This window comes from Pseudomonas sp. PDM19 (assembly GCF_014852215.1).
In the GTDB taxonomy this organism is placed as follows: Bacteria; Pseudomonadota; Gammaproteobacteria; order Pseudomonadales; family Pseudomonadaceae; genus Pseudomonas.
In genome coordinates, this window is sequence record NZ_JACVBG010000005.1 from 681,173 (window position 1) to 704,761 (window position 23,589).

22 protein-coding genes are annotated in these 23,589 nt (G+C 66.7%); 14 read left to right on the top strand and 8 right to left on the bottom strand.

What is annotated here, in order from left to right:
- Window positions 1-299: 299 nt before the first annotated feature.
- A complete protein-coding gene (locus tag IB273_RS29625; RefSeq protein ID WP_192225666.1) occupies window positions 300-1,607 on the top strand; it encodes a PQQ-dependent sugar dehydrogenase in 1,308 nt (435 codons plus the stop codon).
- A 17-nt stretch (window positions 1,608-1,624) separates the two neighbouring features.
- Window positions 1,625-2,098 carry an LEA type 2 family protein gene (locus IB273_RS29630; protein WP_081519014.1) on the top strand — a complete coding sequence of 158 codons (474 nt, stop codon included), beginning with the start codon at window positions 1,625-1,627 and terminating at the stop codon, window positions 2,096-2,098.
- A gap of 90 nt (window positions 2,099-2,188) precedes the next feature.
- Here the strand turns inward: IB273_RS29630 and IB273_RS29635 are convergent, their stop codons facing one another.
- The 6 genes from IB273_RS29635 to IB273_RS29660 all read right to left on the bottom strand — a co-directional run bounded on the left by IB273_RS29635 (window position 2,189) and on the right by IB273_RS29660 (window position 8,971).
- Entirely contained in the window at window positions 2,189-2,947 is a 759-nt protein-coding gene (locus IB273_RS29635; protein ID WP_081519015.1) for a TerC family protein, read from the bottom strand.
- A gap of 17 nt (window positions 2,948-2,964) precedes the next feature.
- The gene (locus IB273_RS29640; protein WP_081519016.1) at window positions 2,965-4,269 is read right to left on the bottom strand and encodes a CitMHS family transporter; all 1,305 of its coding nucleotides are present in this window, start codon (window positions 4,267-4,269) and stop codon (window positions 2,965-2,967) included.
- A gap of 288 nt (window positions 4,270-4,557) precedes the next feature.
- Window positions 4,558-5,094 carry a hypothetical protein gene (locus IB273_RS29645; protein ID WP_218035500.1) on the bottom strand — a complete coding sequence of 179 codons (537 nt, stop codon included), beginning with the start codon at window positions 5,092-5,094 and terminating at the stop codon, window positions 4,558-4,560.
- Between the two features lie 109 nt (window positions 5,095-5,203).
- Window positions 5,204-6,178: an AEC family transporter gene (locus IB273_RS29650; RefSeq protein WP_192210497.1), complete on the bottom strand. Its 975-nt coding sequence runs from the start codon at window positions 6,176-6,178 to the stop codon at window positions 5,204-5,206.
- Between the two features lie 79 nt (window positions 6,179-6,257).
- Window positions 6,258-8,651 carry a carbohydrate-binding family V/XII gene (locus tag IB273_RS29655; protein WP_192225667.1) on the bottom strand — a complete coding sequence of 798 codons (2,394 nt, stop codon included), beginning with the start codon at window positions 8,649-8,651 and terminating at the stop codon, window positions 6,258-6,260.
- Between the two features lie 140 nt (window positions 8,652-8,791).
- Window positions 8,792-8,971 carry a hypothetical protein gene (locus IB273_RS29660; RefSeq protein WP_139791602.1) on the bottom strand — a complete coding sequence of 60 codons (180 nt, stop codon included), beginning with the start codon at window positions 8,969-8,971 and terminating at the stop codon, window positions 8,792-8,794.
- Here IB273_RS29660 and IB273_RS29665 point away from each other — a divergent pair.
- The 4 genes from IB273_RS29665 (at window position 8,970) to IB273_RS29680 (ending at window position 13,399) form a co-directional block, all read left to right on the top strand.
- Window positions 8,970-9,944 carry an ABC transporter substrate-binding protein gene (locus IB273_RS29665; RefSeq protein WP_138213492.1) on the top strand — a complete coding sequence of 325 codons (975 nt, stop codon included), beginning with the start codon at window positions 8,970-8,972 and terminating at the stop codon, window positions 9,942-9,944. The genes IB273_RS29660 and IB273_RS29665 overlap by 2 nt on opposite strands.
- A 58-nt stretch (window positions 9,945-10,002) precedes the next feature.
- The gene (locus IB273_RS29670) at window positions 10,003-10,809 is read left to right on the top strand and encodes an ABC transporter permease (protein ID WP_024764976.1); all 807 of its coding nucleotides are present in this window, start codon (window positions 10,003-10,005) and stop codon (window positions 10,807-10,809) included.
- Window positions 10,797-11,630, top strand: coding sequence for an ABC transporter ATP-binding protein (locus tag IB273_RS29675; RefSeq protein WP_081519020.1), 834 nt, complete (start codon window positions 10,797-10,799; stop codon window positions 11,628-11,630). The genes IB273_RS29670 and IB273_RS29675 overlap by 13 nt, the downstream gene beginning before the upstream one ends.
- Before the next feature lie 140 nt (window positions 11,631-11,770).
- The gene (locus IB273_RS29680; RefSeq protein ID WP_192225668.1) at window positions 11,771-13,399 is read left to right on the top strand and encodes a GMC family oxidoreductase; all 1,629 of its coding nucleotides are present in this window, start codon (window positions 11,771-11,773) and stop codon (window positions 13,397-13,399) included.
- A gap of 216 nt (window positions 13,400-13,615) precedes the next feature.
- Here IB273_RS29680 and IB273_RS29685 read toward each other — a convergent pair whose 3' ends face one another.
- Together IB273_RS29685 and IB273_RS29690 are read right to left on the bottom strand one after the other, a co-directional pair.
- Entirely contained in the window at window positions 13,616-14,086 is a 471-nt protein-coding gene (locus tag IB273_RS29685; RefSeq protein WP_192225669.1) for a DUF1348 family protein, read from the bottom strand.
- Between the two features lie 201 nt (window positions 14,087-14,287).
- The gene (locus tag IB273_RS29690) at window positions 14,288-15,247 is read right to left on the bottom strand and encodes a GlxA family transcriptional regulator (protein ID WP_081519023.1); all 960 of its coding nucleotides are present in this window, start codon (window positions 15,245-15,247) and stop codon (window positions 14,288-14,290) included.
- A 228-nt stretch (window positions 15,248-15,475) separates the two neighbouring features.
- On the opposite strand from IB273_RS29690, the gene IB273_RS29695 reads away from it, so the two are divergent.
- From IB273_RS29695 to IB273_RS29730, 8 genes are all read left to right on the top strand, one after another.
- Complete coding sequence (locus tag IB273_RS29695) at window positions 15,476-16,414, top strand: choline ABC transporter substrate-binding protein (protein ID WP_081519024.1); 939 nt, start codon at window positions 15,476-15,478, stop codon at window positions 16,412-16,414.
- A gap of 87 nt (window positions 16,415-16,501) precedes the next feature.
- Window positions 16,502-17,386, top strand: a complete 885-nt coding sequence (locus IB273_RS29700) for a 3-keto-5-aminohexanoate cleavage protein (protein WP_151188814.1) — start codon at window positions 16,502-16,504, stop codon at window positions 17,384-17,386.
- Between the two features lie 124 nt (window positions 17,387-17,510).
- Complete coding sequence (locus tag IB273_RS29705) at window positions 17,511-18,476, top strand: L-carnitine dehydrogenase (protein ID WP_192225670.1); 966 nt, start codon at window positions 17,511-17,513, stop codon at window positions 18,474-18,476.
- Window positions 18,477-18,576: 100 nt separating this feature from the next.
- Entirely contained in the window at window positions 18,577-19,050 is a 474-nt protein-coding gene (locus IB273_RS29710; RefSeq protein WP_192225671.1) for a thioesterase family protein, read from the top strand.
- 6 nt (window positions 19,051-19,056) lie between these two features.
- Entirely contained in the window at window positions 19,057-19,986 is a 930-nt protein-coding gene (locus IB273_RS29715; protein WP_192225672.1) for an alpha/beta hydrolase, read from the top strand.
- Between the two features lie 13 nt (window positions 19,987-19,999).
- Complete coding sequence (locus tag IB273_RS29720; protein ID WP_192225673.1) at window positions 20,000-21,178, top strand: gamma-butyrobetaine dioxygenase; 1,179 nt, start codon at window positions 20,000-20,002, stop codon at window positions 21,176-21,178.
- A gap of 278 nt (window positions 21,179-21,456) precedes the next feature.
- The gene (locus tag IB273_RS29725; protein ID WP_081519030.1) at window positions 21,457-21,705 is read left to right on the top strand and encodes a hypothetical protein; all 249 of its coding nucleotides are present in this window, start codon (window positions 21,457-21,459) and stop codon (window positions 21,703-21,705) included.
- Window positions 21,706-21,872: 167 nt separating this feature from the next.
- Entirely contained in the window at window positions 21,873-23,573 is a 1,701-nt protein-coding gene (locus tag IB273_RS29730) for a ShlB/FhaC/HecB family hemolysin secretion/activation protein (protein WP_225610322.1), read from the top strand.
- Window positions 23,574-23,589 lie beyond the last annotated feature (16 nt).

Sequence of the window (23,589 nt, forward strand, 5' to 3'; positions counted from 1 at the left end):
GTCCGTCAACGGACCCTGTAACGACCTCGCCCGCGGCTCCGTACAGACAGCGCGGAGGGCCGAGAAGGACACGGCAACGCTCAGGCGATTGTCACAAGACTGTCATGGTAGACCCCCGTTCTTCCTTGAGGGTTCGCCAAATCTCTGATTTGCCGGCAATCCTGTCTGTCAGTAAAGCCGATCAAAAGCGGATGCGAGCGCCTTTGCATCGGTTATTTCGCACGGAATGGCGAGCGGTAATGTCTAGACTGCCTGTCCACTTGCTGAAAGAAACACACCAAGGGTCGAGGAGTAGTCCCATGCGTTGGTCGTTCCCCCTCCTGATTGCGCTGGCGGTTACCGGTTGTGGCGACAAGTCGGCGTTGCCATTCACCGCCGGTACCGGGCCGCAACCGCAGCTGCCGGAACCGCAGAGCAGCCTGCTGCCTACCGTCAACATCGCCAATGCCACCGGCTGGCCTGCCGACCAGAAGCCGCGAGCGGCCGAAGGCCTGGAAGTGCAGCGCTTCGCCGACAAGCTCGAACACCCGCGCTGGCTTTACGTGCTGCCCAACGGCGACGTGCTGGTGGCGGAAAGCTCGGCGCCGCCCAGGGAAGAGTCCGGCGGACTGAAGGACTGGGTCGCCGGCAAGGTGATGGAGAAGGCCGGCGCCAACGTACCTAGCGCCAACCGCATCACCCTGCTGCGCGATGCCGATGGCGACGGCGTGCCGGAGCAGCGCAGCGTGCTGCTCGAGGGTTTGTTCTCGCCCTTCGGCATGGCCCTTGTGGATAACTGGCTGTACGTCGCCAATGCCGACGCGGTGGTGCGTTTCCCCTACAAGACCGGCGAGACGACGATCAGCGCCAAGGCCGAGAAGGTCGTCGACCTGCCGGGCGGGCCGATCAACCACCACTGGACCAAGAACATCCTCGCCAGCCCTGACGGCCATTACCTCTACGCCACCGTCGGCTCCAACAGCAACGTCGGCGAGAACGGCCTGGATGCGGAGAAGAACCGCGCGGCGATCCTGCAGATCGACCTGTCCAACCGCAACGTGCGGGTGTTCGCCTCCGGCCTGCGCAACCCCAACGGGCTGGATTGGGAGCCCAACAGCGGCGCCCTGTGGACAGCCGTCAACGAACGCGACGAACTGGGCAACGATCTGGTGCCCGACTACATGACCTCGGTGAAGGACGGCGGCTTCTACGGCTGGCCCTGGAGTTATTACGGCCAGCATGTGGATAAACGCGTTGAGCCGCCGCTCCCGGACAGGGTGGCGGAGGCGCTGGTGCCGGATTACGCCCTCGGCGCGCACACCGCTTCCCTCGGCCTTGCCTTCTATCAGGGCAGTCTGCTGCCGGAGCGCTATCGTGGCGGGGTATTTATCGGCCAGCACGGCTCGTGGAACCGCAAGCCGCGCAGCGGCTACCAGGTGGTGTTCATCCCCTTCGGCGGCGGCAAGCCCAACGGCCAGCCGGTGACGGTGCTGGACGGCTTCATCAACGACAACGACGAAGCCATGGGCCGGCCGGTCGGCGTCGCTGTGGATAAGTTCGGCGGCCTGCTGGTGGCCGACGATGTGGGTAACACCGTCTGGCGCCTGCGCCCGGCGACCCTGAAGTGAATCGACAAGGAGAAAGCATGGCGATTGCCCGGCGTATTGCCCTGATGACCTTGCTGCTGGCGCTGGGCGCCTGCAGCAGCCTGTTCGGCACGCGCGACCCGCTGAACATCGATCTGGTCGGCCTGGAGCCGGCCACCGGGCAGGGCATGGAAGCGCGCTTCACGGTCAAGCTGCGGGTGCAGAACCCCAATGACCAGGCCATCGACTACAACGGCATCGCCCTGGACCTGTCGGTGAACGGCCAGCCGCTGGCCAGCGGGGTGAGCGACGCCAGCGGGCAGGTGCCGCGCTTCGGCGAAACAGTGATCAGTGTGCCGGTGAGCATCTCGGCCTTTTCCGCCTTCCGCCAGGCCTGGGGCCTGTCCGGCGGGCCGCCGCGTCAGGGCATGCCCTACGAGATCAACGGCAAGCTGGCGGGTGGCCTGTTCGGCACGGTGCGCTTCAACGACAAGGGCGTGCTGAACTGGCCGGAGCCGGTCGCACGCCCTTGACGTTGGGCTGCTGTGGATAAGCCGGGCTGTGGATAGCCCGGCTTTTTATTGCCCGGCTGTTATTCAGCACCGGTGGATAACACTTATGAATTACTGCCCCGGAATGTCCTTGCGCAGTTTCACCGGGTCTTCCTTCTTGCCGCGCGCGGTGCGCATGCGAATGTTCAGCGCTTCCACCGCCAGCGAGAAGGCCATGGCGAAGTAGACATAGCCCTTGGGCACGTGGACTTCGAAGGCTTCGGCGATCAGCACGGTGCCGACCACGATGAGGAACGACAGCGCCAGCATCTTCAGCGACGGGTGTTTGTCGATGAAGTCGCTGATGGCGCCGGCCGCCAGCATCATCACCAGCACCGCGACAACGATCGCCGCGACCATCACCGGCACGTTGGAGACCATGCCCACGGCGGTGATCACCGAGTCCAGCGAGAACACGATGTCGATGATGGCGATCTGGATGATGGTGCCGATGAAGCCGCCCATCACGCTCTTGGGTTCGCCCTCGGTTTCGTCCTCGCCTTCCAGGCCGTGGAAGATCTCGCTGCTGCTTTTCCACAGGAGGAACAGGCCGCCGAAGAACAGGATCAGGTCGCGCCCGGAGATGCCCTGGCCGAACACTTCGAACAGGTCCGCGGTGAGGCGCATGACCCAGGTGATCGAGAGCAGCAGCAGGATGCGCGTGACCATCGCCAGCGCCAGCCCGAAGAAGCGCGTGCGCGGCTGCATGTGCTTGGGCATGCGGCCGACCAGGATGGAAATCATGATGATGTTGTCGATGCCCAGGACGATTTCCAGGGCAGTCAGGGTGAAGAACGCAATCCAGATTTCAGGGCTGGTCAGCCATTCCATTTGAGCGGTACTCGAAGTCAGTCGTTAAAGAGAGGAAAAAGGCCCAGCAGCAGGGCCGCGGCGAGGATCGCCAGGCACACCAGCACGGCCCACTTGAGGGTGAAGCGCTGGTGGTCGCCGAAGTCCACCTTGGCCAGCCCCACCAGCAGGTAGGTCGAGGGCACCAGCGGGCTGAGCAGGTGTACCGGCTGGCCGACAATGGAGGCGCGGGCCATTTCCACCGGGGTGATGCCGTACTGCGCGGCGGCCTGGGAGAGTACCGGGAGCACGCCGTAGTAGAAAGCGTCATTCGACATGAAGAAGGTGAACGGCATGCTCACCAGCGCCGTGATGGTCGCCAGGTACGGCCCCAGCGCCGGCGGGATCACCGCCAGCAGGCTTTTCGACATGGCTTCGACCATCCCCGTTCCGGAAAGAATCCCGGTGAAGACCCCGGCGGCGAAGATCAGCGAGACCACCGCGAGGACGTTCTCGGCATGGGCGCCGATGCGCTTTTTCTGCTCCATGATGCAGGGATAATTCACGATCATCGCGATACCGAAGGCGATCATGAAGAGAACCGGCATCGGCAGCAGGCCGGCGATCAGGGTGCCCATCAGGACCACCGTGAGCACCGCGTTGAACCACAGCAGCTTAGGCCGGCGCGCTTCGGGGAACTGCGAGACGCTGACCTCGGCCATGGCGTCGTGGTCGGTCGGCAGGTGCAGCTCGCCCAGGCGGGCACGCTCACGTTTGCCGTAGACCCAGGCCAGGCCGAAGATCGCCGCGATGCCGGCAAGCATGGCCGGGATCATCGGCACGAAGATGTCTGCCGGGTCCACGTGCAGTGCGCTGGCCGCGCGGGCGGTCGGGCCGCCCCAGGGGGTCATGTTCAGCACGCCGCTGGAGAGCATGATCAGGCAGGCCATCAGCAGCGGGCTCATGCCCAGCCGGCTGTACAGCGGCAGCACGGCCGCCACGCAGATCATGTAGGTGGTCGAGCCGTCGCCATCCAGCGAGACGATCATCGCCAGCGCGGCGGTGCCCATCGATACCTTCAGCGGGTCGCCCTTGACCAGCCTGAGGATGCGCCGCACCGCCGGGTCGAACAGTCCGGAGTCGATCATGATGGCGAAGTAGAGGATGGCGAACATCAGCATCACACCGGTCGGCGCCAGGGTGCGGATGCCGTCCAGCATCATCGGCCCCAGGCCCTTGGCGAAGCCGCCGAGCAGGGCGAAGGCGATCGGGACCAGGATCAGCGCGATCAGCGCCGACAGACGCTTGGTCATGATCAGGAACATGAAGGTCGCCACCATGGCGAAGGCAAGGAAAGTCAGCATGGGGATAACTCCGGGTCGGCGCGGGGGATTCAGCAGCGGCTGTGGATAAGTACGCGCGGTGCGGACGGAGTCGGGGCGGGTAGGGACAGGAAGCGGGGCATGGGCAATCACCGATTGTTGTTTTTGTACGCTGCGCGAACGCAGGTCCGGCCGGGAGGACCGAGGCGGCGATGCTAGGGGGTCAAGCTTTCAGCAGGCTTTCGCGGACGATGACCGCTGATCGGAGCGATTTCTGTCGGAGCGGGCCCTGCCCGCGACAGCCTGGCAGCGAATCGTCCCCGCGCTGATTCAGCGGCGCTGGAAAGCTTTGGCCGGCGGCTGCCAATCCATCAGCTCGTTCTCCCGCGCCTCGGCGTTGGCCTTGAGCCAGGCGCTCATGCTTTCGCCAATCGCCTTGCCGTAGAGCCTGTGGGAGTAGATCACCCCCGTGCCCACGCCGTTCTCCAGCCGGAGGCGGGTGAATACCGCTTCGATGAAGCTCGGTTGCGGGAACACGGCGGCAATGAAATAGACCGCGGGCTGACTGCCCCGGGCGGGGCTGGCGTCGACCTTGAGAATCATCGCGCCCTGCTGCTTGTAGTTGTCCAGCACAGCGTTGGCCACGGCCGCCATCTGCTCGGCATTCGTGGCCGCCGTGTAGCGGTGCAGGGTGAGCATGTCCTGCCATTTCGCCAGGTCCGTCTGGCCTTGCGGTGTGAACTCGTGCTGATCCTCCCGCGACCAGCGATGGAAATAGTCAGTGCCGGCGAAGGTGAAGTCCTTCGCCGCATCCGTCGCCCAGCACAGAGGAGCGACCAGAGCCAGCAGAGTCAGCCAGTTGCGCACGGAGTTGCCTCGTTACGAGAGAGAAGCCGAGATCAGCTCAGCCCGATCACACCAGGATCGCCTGCAGCCATTGTGGATCACTGTATTGGCGATAGGCAGCGTCAGCGGATCAGCCGAGTGACTGGATCAGACCCATCACCACCAGCAGACTCGCGCCGGCCAGCAATGTCTGCAGGGTAATGATCCCGGCCATCAGCCCGCTTTCGCCACCCAGTTGGCGAGTCAGCACATAGGCGGTCGGGGCTGTGGGCAAGGCGAAGAACAGCACCAGCAGCGCGCTTTCCAGCGGCGGCAGGGCCAGCAGTCGGGCGATGGCGAAGGCCAGCAGCGGCATGGCCAGCAGGCGGATCGCGCAGTTCCAGCCCAGCGCCGAGACTTCCGCGCGCAGTTCCTGCGGCTGCAGCGCGGCGCCGACGCAGAGCAGGCCCAGCGGCAGGCTGGCCACGGCGAGCAGGTTGAACAGCCGGTCGGTGCCGCCAGGCAGGCCGATACCCGTGACATTGAGCAGAGCGCCGGCCACGCATGCGAGGATCAGCGGGTTCTTCACGATCGGTAGCAGCAGCGAGCGCAGGCTGATGCCGCGCTCGGCGGTCAGCGCCCACACCGACATCACGTTCACCGTCGGCACCATCAGCGCCAGCATCAGCGCGGCCAGGGTCAGCCCCGGCTTGCCGTACAGGCTGCCGACAGCGGCAAGTCCCAGGTAGGTGTTGAAGCGCAAAACGCCCTGGGCTATGGCGCCGAAACGTGCGGCGTTCCAGCCGCGCAGGCGCTTGACGACCAGCAGGGCGACCCAGGCGATGCCCAGGCCCAGCACCACCGCCAGCGCCTGGCGGGCGAGGCCGGGGTCGTTCAGCGGTGCACTGGCCAGGCTGCTGGCGAGCAGCGCGGGGAACAGGATGAAGTAGTTGAGCCGCTCCGCTGCCGGCCAGAAGGCGTCGCCGGGGAAACCTTTGCGGCGCAGCACGAAGCCGCCGACGATCAGCGCGAACAACGGCCAGAGGGCCTGGAACAGAGCGGTCACGGCAACCCCGCGATGGTGGTGGGAGCGGGCATCTTGCCGAGGGCGTGCGGGAAAGGGCAAGGCGTGTGGATAAGTTTCTCACCTTGCCCGGAGCGGTTTTCCACAGTCATCAGCGCTGTGGAAAACCTTGTCCACAGGCTCAGCGGCGGAAGCCGCCTCCACCGAAATGGCCCCCGCCGAAATGCCCGCCACCGAAGCCGCCACCGCCCCACTGCCGCTGGGTCTGGTTGAAGCGCTGCTGGCCGATCTGCCGCGACTGGTATTGCTGGTCCAGCTGGCTGCGGACGTTGGCCTGGTTCTGCTGCACCGGTTGCCAGCCGTTGCTGGTGTGCTGCTGCCAGCCGCTGTCGGTGTGCTGGTAGACGTTGCCGTCGTGGCCGGCGTAGACGTCGCCGTTCTTCCAGGCCACGGCGTTGCCAGTGCGCCGGTTGTAGCTGATGCCCTGGTTCTGCTTGTCGTAGCTGCCGCGTCCGTCGTCCACGTCGCCGGAGACGCCCCGCTCGGCGATGGTGGTGCGGCCGGTCTGGGCGTTGTGCTGGATGCCCTGCTGGCCGGCCTTGAAGTCACCGCTGTCGGTGTCGTAGGCCACGCCGCTGCGGCCCGCGCCGGACATGCCGGTGGATGCATTGGAGTAAGCCCCGCGCCGCCCGGCCGCGCCCTCGTCGGTGTAGGGATTGAAGGCCGAACCCTGGGCGCCCTGGAAGTGCGTCCCGGTGCGCGGGTTGTAGCCCACCGCCGAGCTGCCCTGCCACTGGGTGCCGGTCCAGCCGTTGTAGCCATAGGCGTGGGTGACCGTGCCCTGGCCCCAGCGGCCGTAGAAGTTCGCCTGGTTCACGTTGGCGTAGCTCCAGCCGCCGTGCGGATAGGGGCCCCAGTACGGGCCCCAGTAGGGTTCCGGAGAGCCCCAGTAGGCGCCCGCCGCGTAACCGAAGGCGAAGCCGGTCAGCGCGCCCACGGCAAAGCCTGCGCCGTAGCCGTAGGTCGGCGGATAGCCGTAGTAGACGGTCTGGCTGACGTAGGCCGGGTAGGTGTAACCGGTGCCGTAGACCACCGTGCCGTCGCTGTTCACCACCACGCCCAGGTAGCCGGGGGTGTAGCCCACCACCACGGTCTGCGGGGTGACCGAGTAGATGTGGACGTAGGTCACGTAGTACACCGGCGAGCTGGGCGGGATGCCGTAGATCGCCGCCGGCACCTCGGTTGCCACCTGCCAGGGCCCGGTGGGGCTGGGGGCAACGAACCAGACACCGTTGGTGACGGCGAAGAACTGGTTGGCGGCGACCTCGATCACCGGTGTCGGCGTGTTCACCGCGTACTGCAGGCTGGTGCCGCTGATGGGCTGGAAGCTGGGCGCGCCGTCGTAGCTGACCTTCATGGTCGCCTTGCTGCGCGAGACCGAGGCCGTCTGCGGGATGCTCGCGGCGATGGCCGCTTCCTTCGCCTGCGGGGTGCCGGGCACCGATACCAGTACGTTGGCCTTCGGGTCCCTGGGCGAGATTTTCGCGAAGTCGGCGGGCAGGTCCTTGCCCTCGACGAACTGCCACGGCCCCTGCTCGCCGGGGCCGCTGAACCAGCGGCCGGAGAGCAGCACGTACCAGGTGTTGTGGGTCGGATCGACGAACACCGCGTGGTCGGCATTCTTCATCGTCAGCAGGCTGACGCCGTCCACCGGCTGCATCTGTGCGGTGCCGTCGCTGACGATCAGCTCGGTGGGGCGGGTCGCCACCAGGATCGCCGGCGCCTTGCCCGGCACCTTGCCGTCCTTGGGCAGCAGGGCGTCCACCGGGCCGGCTTTCTCCGCCACCTGCTGCGCATTGAGCAGCGCCTTGGGTGGCTGGCTCAGTACCAGCCAGCTGCCATCCAGTGCCTGGGCCGTGTACCAGTTGCCGGCGGCATTGAGGTAGTGGTTGCCCTGGGCGTCGCGCAGGACCAGTACGCGGCTGTTGAGTACGCGCTGGAAGTCGCTGCTCGGCAGTGCCTGCCAGTTCGGCTGGCCATCGATCATCACCAGCACCGTCGGGGTCGCGGCGAAGACGATCTGCGGCGCGTCGTTCTTCACCTGCACATGGCGCAGCTGGTCGAGCTGCTGGTTCACCGCGTAGCTGGCCTGCAGCTCATCGAGGGAGACGGTCAGGCCGTCCCTGGGCAGGCGCGCCACCAGCGCGTCGCGCACCTTGCCGGCGCTGTCCGGGGCGGTGGGTACTTCTACCTTGTCGATGCGCAGGTCGGTGAGCTGCACCAGCCCCGTGGCCTTGTCGATGGCGGCGGCCGCAGAGAACTGCGCCACGCCGTAGGTCGGTGCGCCGTTGGCGGGGCCGATGGCGATGGCCGCGCGGCCACTCATACGGGTGCCGTCCCAGCCCTCGATCTGCGGCTGGAAGATCTGCACGTGCTGCTCGCCCAGGGCGAAATCCCGCGGCCATTTCAGCTCGGTGACGGCGGGGGCCTGGGGATCGGCGGCGACGGAAAGAGCGGGGTGCAGCGACAGCCCGATGGCGAGCGCCAGGGCCGACAGAACGGGACGTAAAGCCATGTTGGAAACCTTCCTTGAGGAGAGCTGCGTTCAACCTTAGTGCAGCGCGAAACAACCCGCGCGTGTCCGAGTTCTCCCCTGCGCCATGCTGGTGCAATTTCGCCGGCAAGGCAGCTTTTTCTTATGGCGCAACGACATATTTAATAATTTTCCGAGCCTCCCGCTTCGGCGACCATCGGTCTGTCAGACATGTCGCGAGACAAAGCCTTCAGACGCTGAGCCATAGAGCTCGATGCCGCGCATGTCCCGGTTTTACCGGCCTTCTGGCCACTGCCGCAGTAAATCAACAAAAAAGCCAAACGGCTGTGGGAGTGCTTCATGATCAAGTCCTTGCTCGTGCGTTCCATCGCGTGTTCCGCCCTGGCTCTCGCCGCCGTTTCTGGCGCGCAGGCCGGCACCCTGTCCATCGGCCACACCACCTGGGTCGGCTACGGCACCCTGTACCTCGCCCGCGACCTGGGCTACTTCAAGGAACAGGGCCTGGATCTGCAGCTGACCACCATCGAGGAAGCCTCGATGTACATGGCAGCCCAGGCTTCCGGCCAACTGTCCGGCTCCGCCTCCACCATCGACGAAATCCTCAAGTACCGGCCCAAGTTCTGCTTCAAGGCCGTGGCCGCGCTGGACGACAGCCATGGCGGCGACGGCGTGCTGGTGGGCAAGGACGTCACCTCGCTGGCCCAGCTCAAGGGCCAGGAAGTGGCGGTCAACGAAGGCTCCGTCTCGCAATTCTGGCTGGCCTACCTGCTCAAGCACGCCGGCATGAACATGAGTGACATCAAGGTGCAGAACATGACCGCCGATGACGCCGCCAGCGCCTTCATCGCCGGCCGCGTGCCCGCCGCCGTGACCTGGGAGCCGCATCTCTCGCTGGTGCGCGAGAAGCAGCAGGGCAAGGTGCTGGTGGACAGCTCCACCACCCCCGGCGTGATCGTCGACGTGGTCGCCCTCAACTGCGACGTCATCGAGAAGCAGCCCGAGGACGTGAAGGCCCTGGTGAAAGGCCTGTACAAGGCCGTGCAATACACCAAGGAGCACCCGGACGAGGCCTACGCGATCATGGCCAAGGGCGTCGGCGGCTACCTCTCCGATCCCAAGGCCCTGGCCGATGCCGCCAAGGGCGTGCGCTTCTACGACAAGGCGATGAGCGAGCAGCTCATTGGCACCCCCGGCAAGCCCGGTGACATCAAGGGTTTGATCCGTCTCGCCAACGAGACCTGGAGCGGCCTGCAGGGCAAGCGCCTGGAAGTCAGCTACGACGACCTGGTCGATCCGCGTTTCGTCTCCGAGTAACCGTCTCACTCTCTGTCCCCGCGGGCGGCCCGGCGCCGCTCGCCTGGAGGAATCCGCGATGCCTCGTCGTTCGCAATCCTGGCTCAGCCGTTGCCTGACGCCCAAGGTCGACCTGCCGTTGAAGCTGGTCTGGTCCGCCGGCACGCTGTGCTGGCTGCTCGTGTTCGGCCTGTGGGCCGGGCTTTCCTACGGCGGCGTGGTGCCGGCGATGTTCCTGCCGACCCCGGACGCGGTACTCGCGGCCGGCGTGCGCCTGGCCAGCGACGGCACCCTTGCCACCCACGTGATGGCCAGCGTCAAGGTGGTGATGATCGGCTTCATCATCTCCTCGCTGGTGGCGGTGCCGCTGGGGCTGCTGATGGGCAGCTTCCGCATCGTCCAGGCCTTCCTCGAACCGCTGGTGAACTTCATCCGCTACCTGCCGGTGACCTCCTTCGTACCGCTGTTCATCCTGTGGATCGGCATCGGCCTGGAGCAGCGCGTCACCGTGATCATCTTCGGCGTGTTCTTCCAGCAGCTGGTGATGATCGCCGACGTCTCCCGCGGCGTCGCCAAGGACCTGGTGAACGCCTCCTACACCCTGGGCTGCAACCGCCGCGACGTGGTCCTCCATGTGCTCGGCCCGGCCTCGCTGCCCGGCGTGCTCGACACCCTGCGCGTGACCATGGGCTGGGCCTGGACCTACCTGGTGGTCGCCGAACTGGTCGCCGCCTCCAGCGGCCTGGGCTACATCAGCCTCAAGGCCATGCGCGGCTTCCAGGTCGACGTGATCTTCCTGGCAATTGCCATCATCGGCCTGCTGGGCCTGATCACCGACCAACTCTTCCGATTCATCCGACTGAAGGTGGCGTCATGGGCGCAGTAGCGATCAAGCAGGAAGAACAGGCCGTGACCGGTCAGCAACCTGCCAACCCGGCCCGCCTGCGGGTGGAGAACGTCAGCCTGCGCTACCGCACGCCGGACGGCGGCACCTTCAGCGCGCTGGAAAACGTCTCCTTCGAGGTGCCGGACCAGCAGTTCGCGGTGATCGTCGGGCCATCGGGCTGCGGCAAATCGAGCCTGCTCTACCTCACCGCTGGCCTGTCCGAGCCCACCGAGGGCGATATCTACGTCGGCGGCCAACTGGTCGACGGCCCCGGCGCCGACCGCGGCATGGTGTTCCAGAGCTACACCCTGTTCCCCTGGCTCACCGTGCGCCAGAACGTCGAGTTCGGCCTCAAGCGCCGCGGCATGCCGGCGGCCGAGCGCCGCGAGATCGTCGACTACTACCTCGACGAAGTCGGCCTGCGCCGCTTCGAGAACAACTACCCCAAGCAGCTTTCCGGCGGAATGATGCAGCGCGTGGCGATTGCCCGCGCGCTGGCCAACGACCCGCAGATCCTGCTGATGGACGAGCCCTTCGGCGCGCTCGACAGCCAGACCCGCATGCAGATGCAGCAACTGCTGCTGCGTGTGTGGGACCACAGCAAGAAGACCGTGGTGTTCGTCACCCACGACATCGACGAGGCCATCCTGCTGGGCGACCGCGTCTACGTCATGGGCGCCCGCCCCGGCCGCATCAAGCAGATCCTCGACGTGCCCATCGAGCGACCGCGCTCGCTGGACATGGTCATGGACCGCCAGTTCATCGAGATGAAGCGCGAAATCCTCGGGCTGCTGCACGACGACCTGGAAGAAGCGCACTGACCTGCCGCCGGCTGGCGCCTCCTGCAGGGTGCCGGCCGATGCGGTGATCCGCTGCAGCACCGTTCGGCCCCCTCTTCCTCCGGGAGAGGGTTGGGGTGAGGGGTTCTGCGATTCACGCAAGACTCACTGGGAGCCTCCTCTTGTCTTCAAACCACGACTCCACCTACGACTACCTCATCGTCGGCGCCGGCTCCGCCGGCTGCGTGCTGGCCAACCGCCTGAGCGCCGACCCATCGGTGCGCGTCTGCCTGCTGGAAGCCGGCGGCAGCGACGCCAGCCCGCGCGTGCAGACCCCGGCCGGCACCATCACCCTGTACAAGAGCAAGGTGTTCAGCTGGAACTTCTACTCCGCGCCGCAGAAGCGCCTGAACAACCGATCACTGCACTGCCCGCGCGGCAAGGCGCTGGGCGGCTCCAGCTCGATGAACAGCATGATCTACATCCGCGGCCACGCTTCCGACTACGACCGCTGGGAGGCCGAAGGCTGCCCCGGCTGGGGCTGGAAGGATGTGCTGCCGTTCTTCAAGAAATCCGAGCGCAACCTGCTCGGCCAGGACCCGGCGCTGCACGGCACCCTGGGCGAACTGGTGGTGGACAAGCCGCGCGACCCCAACCCGCTGTCGCACCTGTTCATCAAGGCCGCCGCGCACCTGGGCCTGCGCCGCAACGATGACTTCAACGGCCGCGAGTTCGAAGGCGTTGGCATCTACAACGTGACCCAAAAGGACGCCAAGCGCCTGAGCAGCTACCGCGCCTTCGTCGCGCCGCTGCAACGCCCGAACCTCACCGTGCTGACCGAGCGCCAGGTGGGCCGCCTGCTGTTAGAAGGCGAGCGCGTCACCGGCATCGAACTGCGCAGCGGCGAACGTCTGCTCGCGCGTCGCGAGGTAATCCTCACCGCCGGCGCCCTCGGCTCGCCGCAGATCCTGCTGGCCTCCGGCATCGGCCCGGCGGCCGAGCTGAAAGCCGCCGGCATCCCGGTGAAACACGACCTGCCGGGGGTGGGCAAGAATCTCCAGGACCACCTCGACGGCCTGGTCACCGTGCGCTCGCCGAGCCCGCTGAGCCTGGGCTTCTCCCTCGGCTCGCTGCCGCAGATCCTGCTTTCGCCGTTCAAGTACCTGCTGGCGAAGAAGGGCTGGCTGACCACCAACTACGTCGAGGCCGGCGGATTCGCCCGTACCCCTCTGGCGGACGAACTGGCCGACGTGCAGTTCCACTTCGTGCCCGGCTACCGCAGCCATCGGGGCCGCCTGTTCGAATGGGGCCATGGCTACGCCGTGCACACCTGCGTGCTGCGACCGAAAAGCATTGGCGAGTTGCGCGTGAAGCCCGGTGGCGACATCGAGATCGACTACAACTTCCTCGCCAACGAGGAAGACGGCCGCGTGCTGGTGGAAGGCGTGAAGCTGGCGCGCAAGATCCTCGCCCAGCCGGAGTTCGACAGCATCCGTGGCGCCGAGATGCTCCCCGGCCCGCAGGTGCAGACCGATGAGCAACTGATGGAACACCTGCGCGAATACGCCGCCACCGTGTTCCACCCGGTGGGCACCTGCAAGATGGGCGAAGACCCGCAGGCGGTGGTCGACCTGCGCCTGCGCGTTCACGGCCTGAAGGGCCTGCGCGTGGTGGACGCGTCGATCATGCCGACACTCATCAGCGGCAACACCAACGCACCCTGCATCATGCTCGGCGAGCGCGCGGCGGCGATGATCCTGGAAGAGAGCAGCGCGACGTCGGCCGCTCCCGCCCAGGCAGTCCCGGCCTGATAGCGCAGTGGTAGGGCGAATAACCTGGAACAGGTTATCCGCCGTTTTCTGCGCCCTACGACGGCATCCCCATTGGCTCTGCCGTCACCGGGAAGCTCATTCGTAGGATGGGTGGAGCTTGCGATACCCATCGTCGAGTTTGCCGGTGATCGATGGGTATCGCTTCGCTCCACGCCATCCTACGCGGTGCCCCGGTCAATCTTGTGGATAACGGATCTAGAGCCCCAGATCGCTGAGCGACGGATGATCGTCCGGCCGGCGGCCCTGCGGCCAGCGGAACAGGCGCTCGTCCTCGCTGATCGGCAGGTCGTTGATACTGGCGTGACGCTCGAACATCAGGCCGTGCTCGTCGAAGGCCCAGTTCTCGTTGCCGTAGGAACGGAACCAGTTGCCCGAATCGTCGTGCCACTCGTAGGCGAAGCGCACGGCGATGCGGTTGTCGGTGAAGGCCCAGAGTTCCTTGATCAGCCGATACTGCTGTTCGCGCACCCACTTGGCAGTGAGGAACTGGACGATCTGCTCGCGGCCCTGGACGAAGGTCGCGCGGTTGCGCCAGCGGCTGTCCGGCGTGTAAGCCAGCGACACGCGATGCGGATCGCGGCTGTTCCAGCCGTCCTCGGCGAGGCGGACTTTCTGGATGGCGGTTTCGCGGGTGAAGGGCGGCAGAGGGGGACGGGCTTCGCTCATGGTGGTCTCCAAAGGCAGTGAGGGTTTGAACCTGATCTGCATACTCCGCCCGGCCCCGAATGGGGTAAATGACGGTAATCCCACAGATATTGCCAACTTGCTTTTCGTAGCAGCGGAACTCCAGAAACGTAGGGCGCATAACCCGGAACGGGTTATCTGCCATGGCGGATAACGCCGTAGGCGTTATGCGCCCTACAGGTTTCAGGCTTTGGCAGCGACCTTGCGCAACCCCACCCGGTCCTGGCTCGGGCACACCCCGAACTTCGCCCGGTAGCTGCGCGACAGGTACGAGGGCGTCTCGAAGCCGCAGGCCACGCCGATCTCCAGCACGCTCATGTCGGTCTGGCGCAGCAGCTGGCGTGCCTTGTCCAGGCGCAGGCCGAGGTAGAAGTTCGATGGCGTGTCGTTGAGGTGCAGGCGGAACAGGCGCTCGAGCTGGCGCCGGGTCACCTGGATGCGTTCGGCCAGCTCCAGCGTCGACAGCGGCGGCTCGGTGTGACGCTCCATCTCGCCGATCACCTGCACCAGCTTGCGGTTGTTCACCCCGTAGCGGCTGGCGACCTGCAGGCGCTGGTGGTCCTGGCGGGTGCGGATGCGCCCGACCACGAACTGCTCCGAGACCTGCACCGCCAGCTCCGGCCCGTGGGCCTGGGCGATCAGGTCGAGCATCAGGTCGATGGATGCGGTGCCGCCGGCTGAGGTGATGCGCGGCCCGTCGATCTCGAACAGCTCCTGGGTCGCCTGCACCTGTGGATAAGTCTCCCGGAAGGCGTCCAGCGCCTCCCAGTGCACCGTGCAGCGCTGGCGCTGCAGCAGCCCGGCCTCGGCCAGCACGAAGCTGCCGGTGTCGATGCCGCCCAGGGTCACGCCGTCGCGGTCCAGGCGCTTGAGCCAGTGCAGCAGCGCCGGGGTGCAGGCGCGCAGCGGCTCGAAGCCGGCCACCACCAGCAGGGTGTCGCCCGCGCGCAGCGCTTCCAGGCCACTGTCGGCGTTCATCGACATGCCGTTGCTGGCCAGCACCGGCCCACCGTCCAGGCTCATCAGGTGCCAGCGATACAGCTCGCCGCGAAAACGGTTGGCCACCCGCAGCGGCTCCACGGCGGAGACGAAACCCATCACCGAAAAACCGGGCAACAGCAGGAACCAGAAGTCTTGGGACATGGCGGGTACCGTGCAATTGGGGGCAGCGTAGTGGCCGCTGAGCCCATGCTTATGAACCAAGGACGTCGCCCTGGCAATCGGGGAGGTCGCTGCTGTGCAAGAGCTGGTCGCCGCAGTGCGATCCACCACCCCTGCAGCTGCGTAACTTGATCACCACAGCCCCCCGTGAGGGGCCGCATGACACACAACAACGATAACCAATGCCGCAAAGGCCTTGAGGGAGAAGTCATGAAGCTATCGATCCAAGCGCTCGGCTGTGCCGCGCTCATGCTCGCCGCCAGCACCAGCTGGGCCGCAGAGCCCGCCCAGTGCCAGAACGTGCGCATGGGCACGGTGAACTGGACCGACGTGGTGGCCAGCAGCGCCGTGGCCGAGGCCGTGCTCGACGGCCTGGGCTACAAGGTCAAGCAGACCAGCGCCTCGCAGCAGATCATCCTGGCCGGCATGGCCGACAAGCAGCTCGACGTCTTCCTCGGCTACTGGCAACCGACCATGCAGCCGGTGGCCAAACCCTACCTCGACAAGCAGCAGATCGACGTGATCACCCCGCCGACCCTGCCCGACGCGCAGTCCACCTACGCCGTGCCCAGCTATGTCTACGACGGCGGACTGAAGACCTTCGCCGACATCGCCAAGTTCAAGGACAAGCTGAGCAACAAGATCTACCTGATCGAGCCCGGCAGCGGCTCCAACCGCATCACCGCGAAGATGATCGCCGACGACAAGTTCGGCCTGAAGGGCTTCCAGATCGTCGAGTCCAGCGAGGCCGGCATGCTCACCGCGGTCAAGCGCGCCATCAAGCGCAAGCAGTGGGTGGTGTTCTTCGGCTGGAAGCCGCACCCGATGAACCTGCAGATCGACATGAAATACCTCACCGGCAGCGACGACGTATTCGGCCCCGACGAAGGCTCCGCCACCGTCTCGATCATGACCGCCGGCGGCTACCAGGCGCAGTGCGGCAACGTCGCCAAGCTGCTGCACAACCTCAAGTTCAGCAGCGAGCAGGTGAGCCAGGTGATGGTGCCGATCCTCGACCGCAGCCAGCCGGTGGACGCCGCCAAGGCCTGGCTGAAGCAGAACCCCGAGCCGCTCAAGGCCTGGCTCGACGGCGTGACCACCTATGACGGCAAGGATGGCCTCGCCGCCGTCCAGGCCTCGCTGAAATAGCGCCCGGACAAACAACTCCCACCAGCAACTCCCTGCGCGCCGCCCGGCGCGCAGTGGGTTCGTTCGACCCGAAGAAGGACAGCCACCGTGAACCATGAAGTGATAGTCACCTGCGCGGTGACCGGCGCCGGCGATACCGTCGGCAAGCACCCGGCCATTCCCGTCACCCCCAAGGAAATCGCCGCCGCCGCCATCGAGGCCGCCAAGGCCGGCGCCACCGTCGCCCACTGCCACGTCCGCGACCCGCAGACCGGCAAGCCCAGCCGCGACGTGAACCTCTACCGCGAAGTGGTCGAACGCATCCGCGAGAGCGACACCGACATCATCATCAACCTCACCGCCGGCATGGGCGGCGACCTGCAGATCGGCCAGGGCGAGCAGCCGCTGGAGTTCGGCGCCGGCACCGACCTGGTCGGCCCGCTGGAGCGCCTCAAGCACGTCGAGGAGCTGCTGCCGGAAATCTGCACCCTGGACTGCGGCACCCTGAACTTCGGCGACGGCGACTTCATCTACGTCTCCACCCCGGCCCAGCTGCGCGCCGGCGCCAAGCGCATCACCGAGCTGGGGGTGAAGGCCGAGCTGGAAATCTTCGACACCGGCCACCTCTGGTTCGCCAGGCAGATGCTCAAGGAAGGCCTGCTGGAAGACCCGCTGATCCAGATCTGCCTCGGTATCCCGTGGGGCGCCCCGGCGGACACCACCACCATGAAGGCCATGGCCGACAACATCCCCGACGGCCTGACCTGGGCCGGCTTCGGCATCGGCCGCTCGCAGATGCCGATGGTCGCTCAGGCCATGCTGCTGGGCGGCAACGTGCGGGTCGGCCTGGAGGACAACATCTGGCTGGACCGCGGCGTGCACGCCAGCAACGGCCAACTGGTCGAGCGCGCCATCGAGATCATCGAGCGCCTCGGCGGCCGCGCCCTGAGCCCGGCCGAGGGGCGCAGGAAGATGAACCTCAAACCCCGTTGATTGCGAACCGTAGGGCGAGTAACCCGGAACGGGTTATCCGCCGCCGAACTGGATCGGCGGATAACGCTGCGCGTTATGCGCCCTACGAAGAACCCGACGCCCCGCCCACTTTCCGGAGCCACCCATGTCCTTCATCACACAAATCAAGACCTTCGCCGCCCTCGGCAGCGGCGTCATCGGCAGCGGCTGGGTCGCCCGCGCCCTGGCCCATGGCCTCGACGTCATCGCCTGGGACCCGGCTCCCGGCGCCGAAGCCGCGCTGCGTGCGCGCATCGCCAACGCCTGGCCTGCCCTGGAAAAGGCCGGCCTCGCCCCCGGCGCTTCGCCCGATCGCCTGCGCTTCGTCGCCACCATCGAAGAATGCGTGCGTGAGGCCGACTTCATCCAGGAAAGCGCCCCCGAACGCCTCGACCTGAAATGCGAGCTGCACGCCAAGATCAGCGCCGCCGCCAAGCCCAACGCCCTGATCGGCTCCAGCACCTCGGGCCTGCTGCCCAGCGAGTTCTATGCCGACGCCACGCACCCCGAGCGCTGCGTGGTCGGCCACCCGTTCAACCCGGTCTACCTGCTGCCGCTGGTGGAAGTGGTGGGCGGCGCGAAGACCGCGCCGGAAGCGGTGCAGGCCGCCATCCAGGTCTACCAGTCGCTCGGCATGCGCCCGCTGCACGTGCGCAAGGAAGTCCCCGGCTTCATCGCCGACCGCCTGCTCGAAGCCCTCTGGCGCGAAGCGCTGCACCTGGTCAACGACGGCGTTGCCAGCACTGGCGAGATCGACGACGCCATCCGCTTCGGCGCCGGCCTGCGCTGGTCCTTCATGGGCACCTTCCTCACCTACACCCTGGCCGGCGGCAATGCCGGGATGCGCCACTTCATGGCCCAGTTCGGCCCGGCGCTGCAACTGCCCTGGACCTACCTGCCCGCCCCGGAGCTGACCGACACCCTGATCGACCGCGTGGTGGAAGGCACCGCCGAGCAGCAGGGCAGCCGCAGCATCGCCGAGCTGGAGCGCTACCGCGACGACTGCCTGCTGGCGGTGCTCGGGGCGATCAAGGAGACCAAGACAAAACACGGCTTCGCCTTCGCCGACTAACCTCTCATTTCACCGCCCGCTCCGGACGGCCCCCTCTCTCTTCAGGGGGGGACGCCTAGTTAGAGGGTTGGGGAGAGGGGACCTGAATAGAGAGCCGAAAATGCACGCCCTGAAAACCTACGAAACCCCCATCCTCGCCGAGTGGACCGACTACAACGGCCACCTGCGCGATGCCTTCTACCTGCTGCTGTTCAGCTACGCCACCGACGCCCTGATGGACCACCTCGGCCTCGACGCGGATCACCGCGCGGCGACCCACGATTCACTGTTCACCCTCGAAGTGCACCTCAACTACCTGCACGAGGTGAAGGAGGGCGAGAAGGTCGAAGTGCGCACCCAGCTGATCGCCCACGACCGCAAGCGCCTGCAGGTTTTCCACAGCCTGCACCGCGCCGGAGAAGACCTCGCCCTGGCCGCCAGCGAACAGATGCTGCTGCACGTGAACCTCGAAGGCGGCGCGCGCTCGGCACCCTTCGAAGGCGTGGTGCTGGAGCGCGTGCTGGCGCTGGCCGAGGCCCATCGCCCATTGCCGCGCCCGGATTACGTGGGCCGCGTCATCGGCCTGCCGGGCTGATTCGCCGTGAGCCGGCGCTATCCGCTGTCCGATGCCATGCAGGCCTTCGTCGCCGAGACGGAGGCCCACCCACTGGAAGGCCCCACGCTCGCCGCCCAGCGGGAAAACTACGAGCGCATGGCCGCCGCCTTTGCGCCACCGGTTCCGCCGGGCCTGCTGGTGCGCGACGTACAGCCTGACGGCCTGGTCGCGCTGCGCCTCTACCGGCCCGAAGGCGCGCAGCCGGCGAATGGCTGGCCGACAATTTTCTACATCCACGGCGGCGGCTGGGTACTGGGCAACGCCCGCACCCACGACATGATCTGCATTCCCCTGGCCGCCGAACTGGGCGCGCTGGTGATCGCCATCAGCTACCGGCTGGCGCCCGAGCACCCTTATCCCGCGGCCCTCAATGACTGCCTCGACACCTGGCGGCGGATTCACCGGGACGGCCTCGGCGAGCCTGTGGATAAAACCCGTATCGCGGTCGCCGGCGACAGCGGCGGCGCCAACCTCGCCGCCGCGCTGTGCCTAGCCCTGCGCGGTAGTGGTGAAGCGCTGCCGCTGGCCCAGGCGCTGATCTACCCCGCGCTGGGCAACCTCGACACACCCTCGCGCACCACCTGCGCCGACGCACCGCTGATGACCAGTGCGGCGGTGGACGACTACCTCGCCGCCTACCTCTCGCGCCCCGCCGACCGGCGCGACCCGCTGGCGCTGCCGCTGCTCGCCGAAGACCTCGGCGGCCTGCCGCCGGCCTTCATCGCCGTCGCCCAGTTCGACCCGCTGCGCGACGACGGCGCGCTGTACCGCGACCGCCTGCGCGAAGCCGGCGTGGCGGTGGATTACTTCCCCGGTGCCGGGCTCGTCCACGGCTGCCTGCGCGCCCGGCGCGTGGCAGAAGTGGATGCCCTGCGCGGCGCCCTGATCGCGGCCCTGCGCCGCAGCCTGAGCTGACAAGGAGAAGAGCATGGAAACGACGCTGGAACGTCCCACCATCGCTGACTGGCGCACTTATCCACAGACCGCTGCGCTGACCTCGTTGCGCCCGCAGGCCAACCGCCTCGACCTGGTATGGGACGACGGCCGCGTCAGTCCCTTCCATCACCAGTGGCTGCGCGACAACTGCCCGTGCGGCGAATGCGTCTACGCGGTCACCCGTGAGCAGGTGCTGGAGATCATCGACGTGCCCGCCGATCTTGCGCCCGAACGGGCCGCCATCGAACTGGGCTATCTGTGTGTGCACTGGAGCGATGGCCACCGCAGTCAGTACGACCCGGGCTGGCTGCGCGCCCACGCCTACGACGATGAGTCCCGCGCCGAACGCCTCGCTGCGCACCAGACCACCCGCGTCTGGCGCCGCGACTTCGAGGTGCCGGTATTCCAGCACGACCAGTTGATGGATGACGACTCGGCACTGCTGGAATGGATGCTCGCGCTGCGCGACCTCGGCCTCAGCCGCGTGGATGGCGTGCCCACCGCGCCCGGCTCCCTGCACCGCATCGCCCAGCGTATAGCCTTCATCCGCGAGACCAATTTCGGTGTGCTGTTCGATGTGAAGTCCAAGGCCGCGGCCGCCGACAGCAACGCCTACACCGCATTCAACCTGCCGCTGCACACCGACCTGCCGACCCGCGAACTGCAACCGGGGCTGCAATTCCTGCATTGCCTGGTGAACAACGCCGACGGCGGCGACAGCGTGTTCGTCGACGGCTTCGCCATCGCCCAGGCACTGCGCGACGAAGCGCCGGAAGACTTCCGCACGCTCTGCGAGATGCCCATCGAATTCCGCAACAAGGACCGCCGCAGCGACTACCGCTGCCTGGCGCCGGTGATCGCCCTGGACGCGCGGGGCGAGATCAGCGAGATCCGCATCGCCAACTTCCTGCGCGGCCCCTTCGACGCCCCGGCCGAGCGCATGGATGCGCTGTATCACGCCTGGCGGGCCTTCCTCTCGCTCACCCGTGACCCGCGCTTCCGTCTGCAACAGAAGCTGCGCGCCGGGCAGATGTGGTGCTTCGACAACCGCCGCACCCTGCACGCCCGCACCGCCTTCGACCCGGCCAGCGGCGAGCGGCACCTGCAGGGCTGCTACATCGACCGCGACGAACTGCTGTCACGCATCCTGGTGCTGCAGCGCGAGCGGTGAAGCGGCGCAAGCCGGACAAAAAAATCCCCTGCGGCGCCCGACGCGCGGCAGGGGACAAATCGAGCCGGTTCGGGCTCTCAGTGTGCGAGGCCCCGCAGCTGGCGCCGGTGCCGGCCGCAGGGTATGGAAGCCAGTCTGCGCGTCGCGCCGCCGCCTCGGTTAGCCGAAAACGACCTGCGCTTGCCCGCCGCGGACATTCCGTCGGACAGATGCTTGCCGCGCCCCGCCGGGCTTACCAGAATCGATGCAGACCCCTGCCGCTCCCAAGGAGACCCGCGATGATGCACGCCGACCTGATCGACCAGGACGATTTCCGCGAACGCCTGCAAGCGCTGGGTTTCGCCGTGCCGCCGGGCATTACCGCCGAGCAGGCCTGCGAATACGCCGTGCGCGGCCTGACCCCGGAGCGCTCGCTGGCGCTGCGCCGCCTGGTGGAGGAAATGCTCGCGGGGAATGCGACCCTGCTGCCCGCCGTGCGCGAGGCGATCTCCCGGCAATTGCTGCCGGCGCTGGTACCCAAAGTGTGACAATCAGGCGCACAGGCAAGCTTCGTTTGTGCGCGGCATCTCCCAGAAAATGGGAAATGGCTTACAGTTCGTCGGGGTAATGGCCTAAGGGCATCATGTATCAAATATGATCCAATTCGTCTTTTTGGATGAACTGGCCGCCTGGCCAGAAGACAGGGATCGTAAGGATGCATGCTCTCTACCGTGGCTGGATGCCCGTTCTGGCATTCTGCTGTGCCTCGGCAAGCTTTGCCGCGCCACTCCCCTCACCGGGTGACAACGACCTTCAGCGCCAGCGCCAGGAACAATTGCTGCGCGAACAGCAGAAGCGCCTGGAAGAGCTCAAGCAGCTCCCCGGCAAGGCACCGATCGAGGCGCCGCCGACCACCGCGCCGGACACCCGTTGCTTCACTGTCCGCAGCATCAGCCTCGAAGGCGCCGAGCACCTCGACGCGCGTTCGCGCGAAGCGCTGCTGGCGCCGTACCAGGGTCAATGCCTGGGCGTGAACCAGCTCAACGAGCTGCTCAAGGGCATCACCGACCACTACCTCTCGCGCGGCTTCGTCACCACCCGCGCCTACCTGCCGCAGCAGGACCTCTCCAGTGGCGAGCTGAAGATCATCGTGGTCGAGGGCCGCCTCGAGGGCTTCGACCAGTCCGAGCTGGCCAGCGAACGCGAGCTGGCCATGACCTTCCCCGGCGCCACCGGCGAAGTCCTCAACCTGCGTGACCTGGAGCAGCTGGTCGACCAGATCAACCGCCTGCCCTCGCGCCAGGCGCAGATGGAACTGGTGCCGGGCAAGGAAGTGGGCGGCAGCCGCGTGCAGCTCAAGGGTGAGCGCAGCAAACCCTGGCGCGTCTCCGCCAGCCGCGACAACAACGGCGACGCGACCTCCGGCGAACAGCAGGCCGGCGTCGGCCTCGACTGGGACAGCCCGCTGGGCCTGGCCGACCAGTTCGGCCTGCGCTACGGCGAGGACGTGGTCAGCGACCACTGGAAGCACTCCGACAACCAGAGCCTGTGGTACAGCGTTCCCTACGGCTGGTGGACCTTCAACTACAGCTACAGCCGCAACTACTACCGCACCCGCAACGAAGACGCCGGCTTCGCCTTCAAGTACGACGGCGACAACGAGACCCACCAGCTGGGCGCCGAGCGCGTGCTGCACCGCGACGACGTGAGCAAGACCGGGGTGAACTTCGGCCTCAGCCACCAGCGCACGCGCAACTACATCGACGACACCCTGCTCGACGTCTCCAGCACCCACCTCAGCGAATTCAACCTGGGCTTCAACCATGGCCGGCGCATCGGCAGCGCCTTCGTCAACGCCGACATCGGCTGGCAGCGCGGCATCGGCGCCTTCGGTGCGCAGGACGACTATCACGACGCCCCGCACGGCAGCCCCACCGCCCGCTACAACAAATACAGCCTGACCCTGAGCTACCTGCAGCCGTTCACGCTGTGGGAGCAAGCCTTCAGCTTCGAAAGCCTCGCCACCGGCCAGCACAGCGAAGACGTGCTCTACAGCCCGCAGCGCATCAGCCTGGGCGGCCTCAGCTCGATCCGCGGCTTCAAGGACCAGACCCTCTCCGGCGACTCCGGCTACTACTGGCGCAACCAGCTGCGCTGGCGCCGCGCCGTGACCTGGGAGCCGCTGCTGCCCTGGGTGCAGGAGTACGGCGTGGCCTACGCATACGACTTCGGCGCCATCGAGCACGGCCAATACAACCCGGACCTCTCCGGACGCATGAGCGGCCACGGCCTGGAGTTCAGTGCGCGCGGGCAGTACGCCGCCGCCTCCGTGACCCTGGCGCGCTCCCTGGAGCGCCCGGACATCATCGAGCGACGCGAGCACCCGATGTATTTCCGCGTCGACCTCTTCTTCTGAACCGATTCGCTCTTTA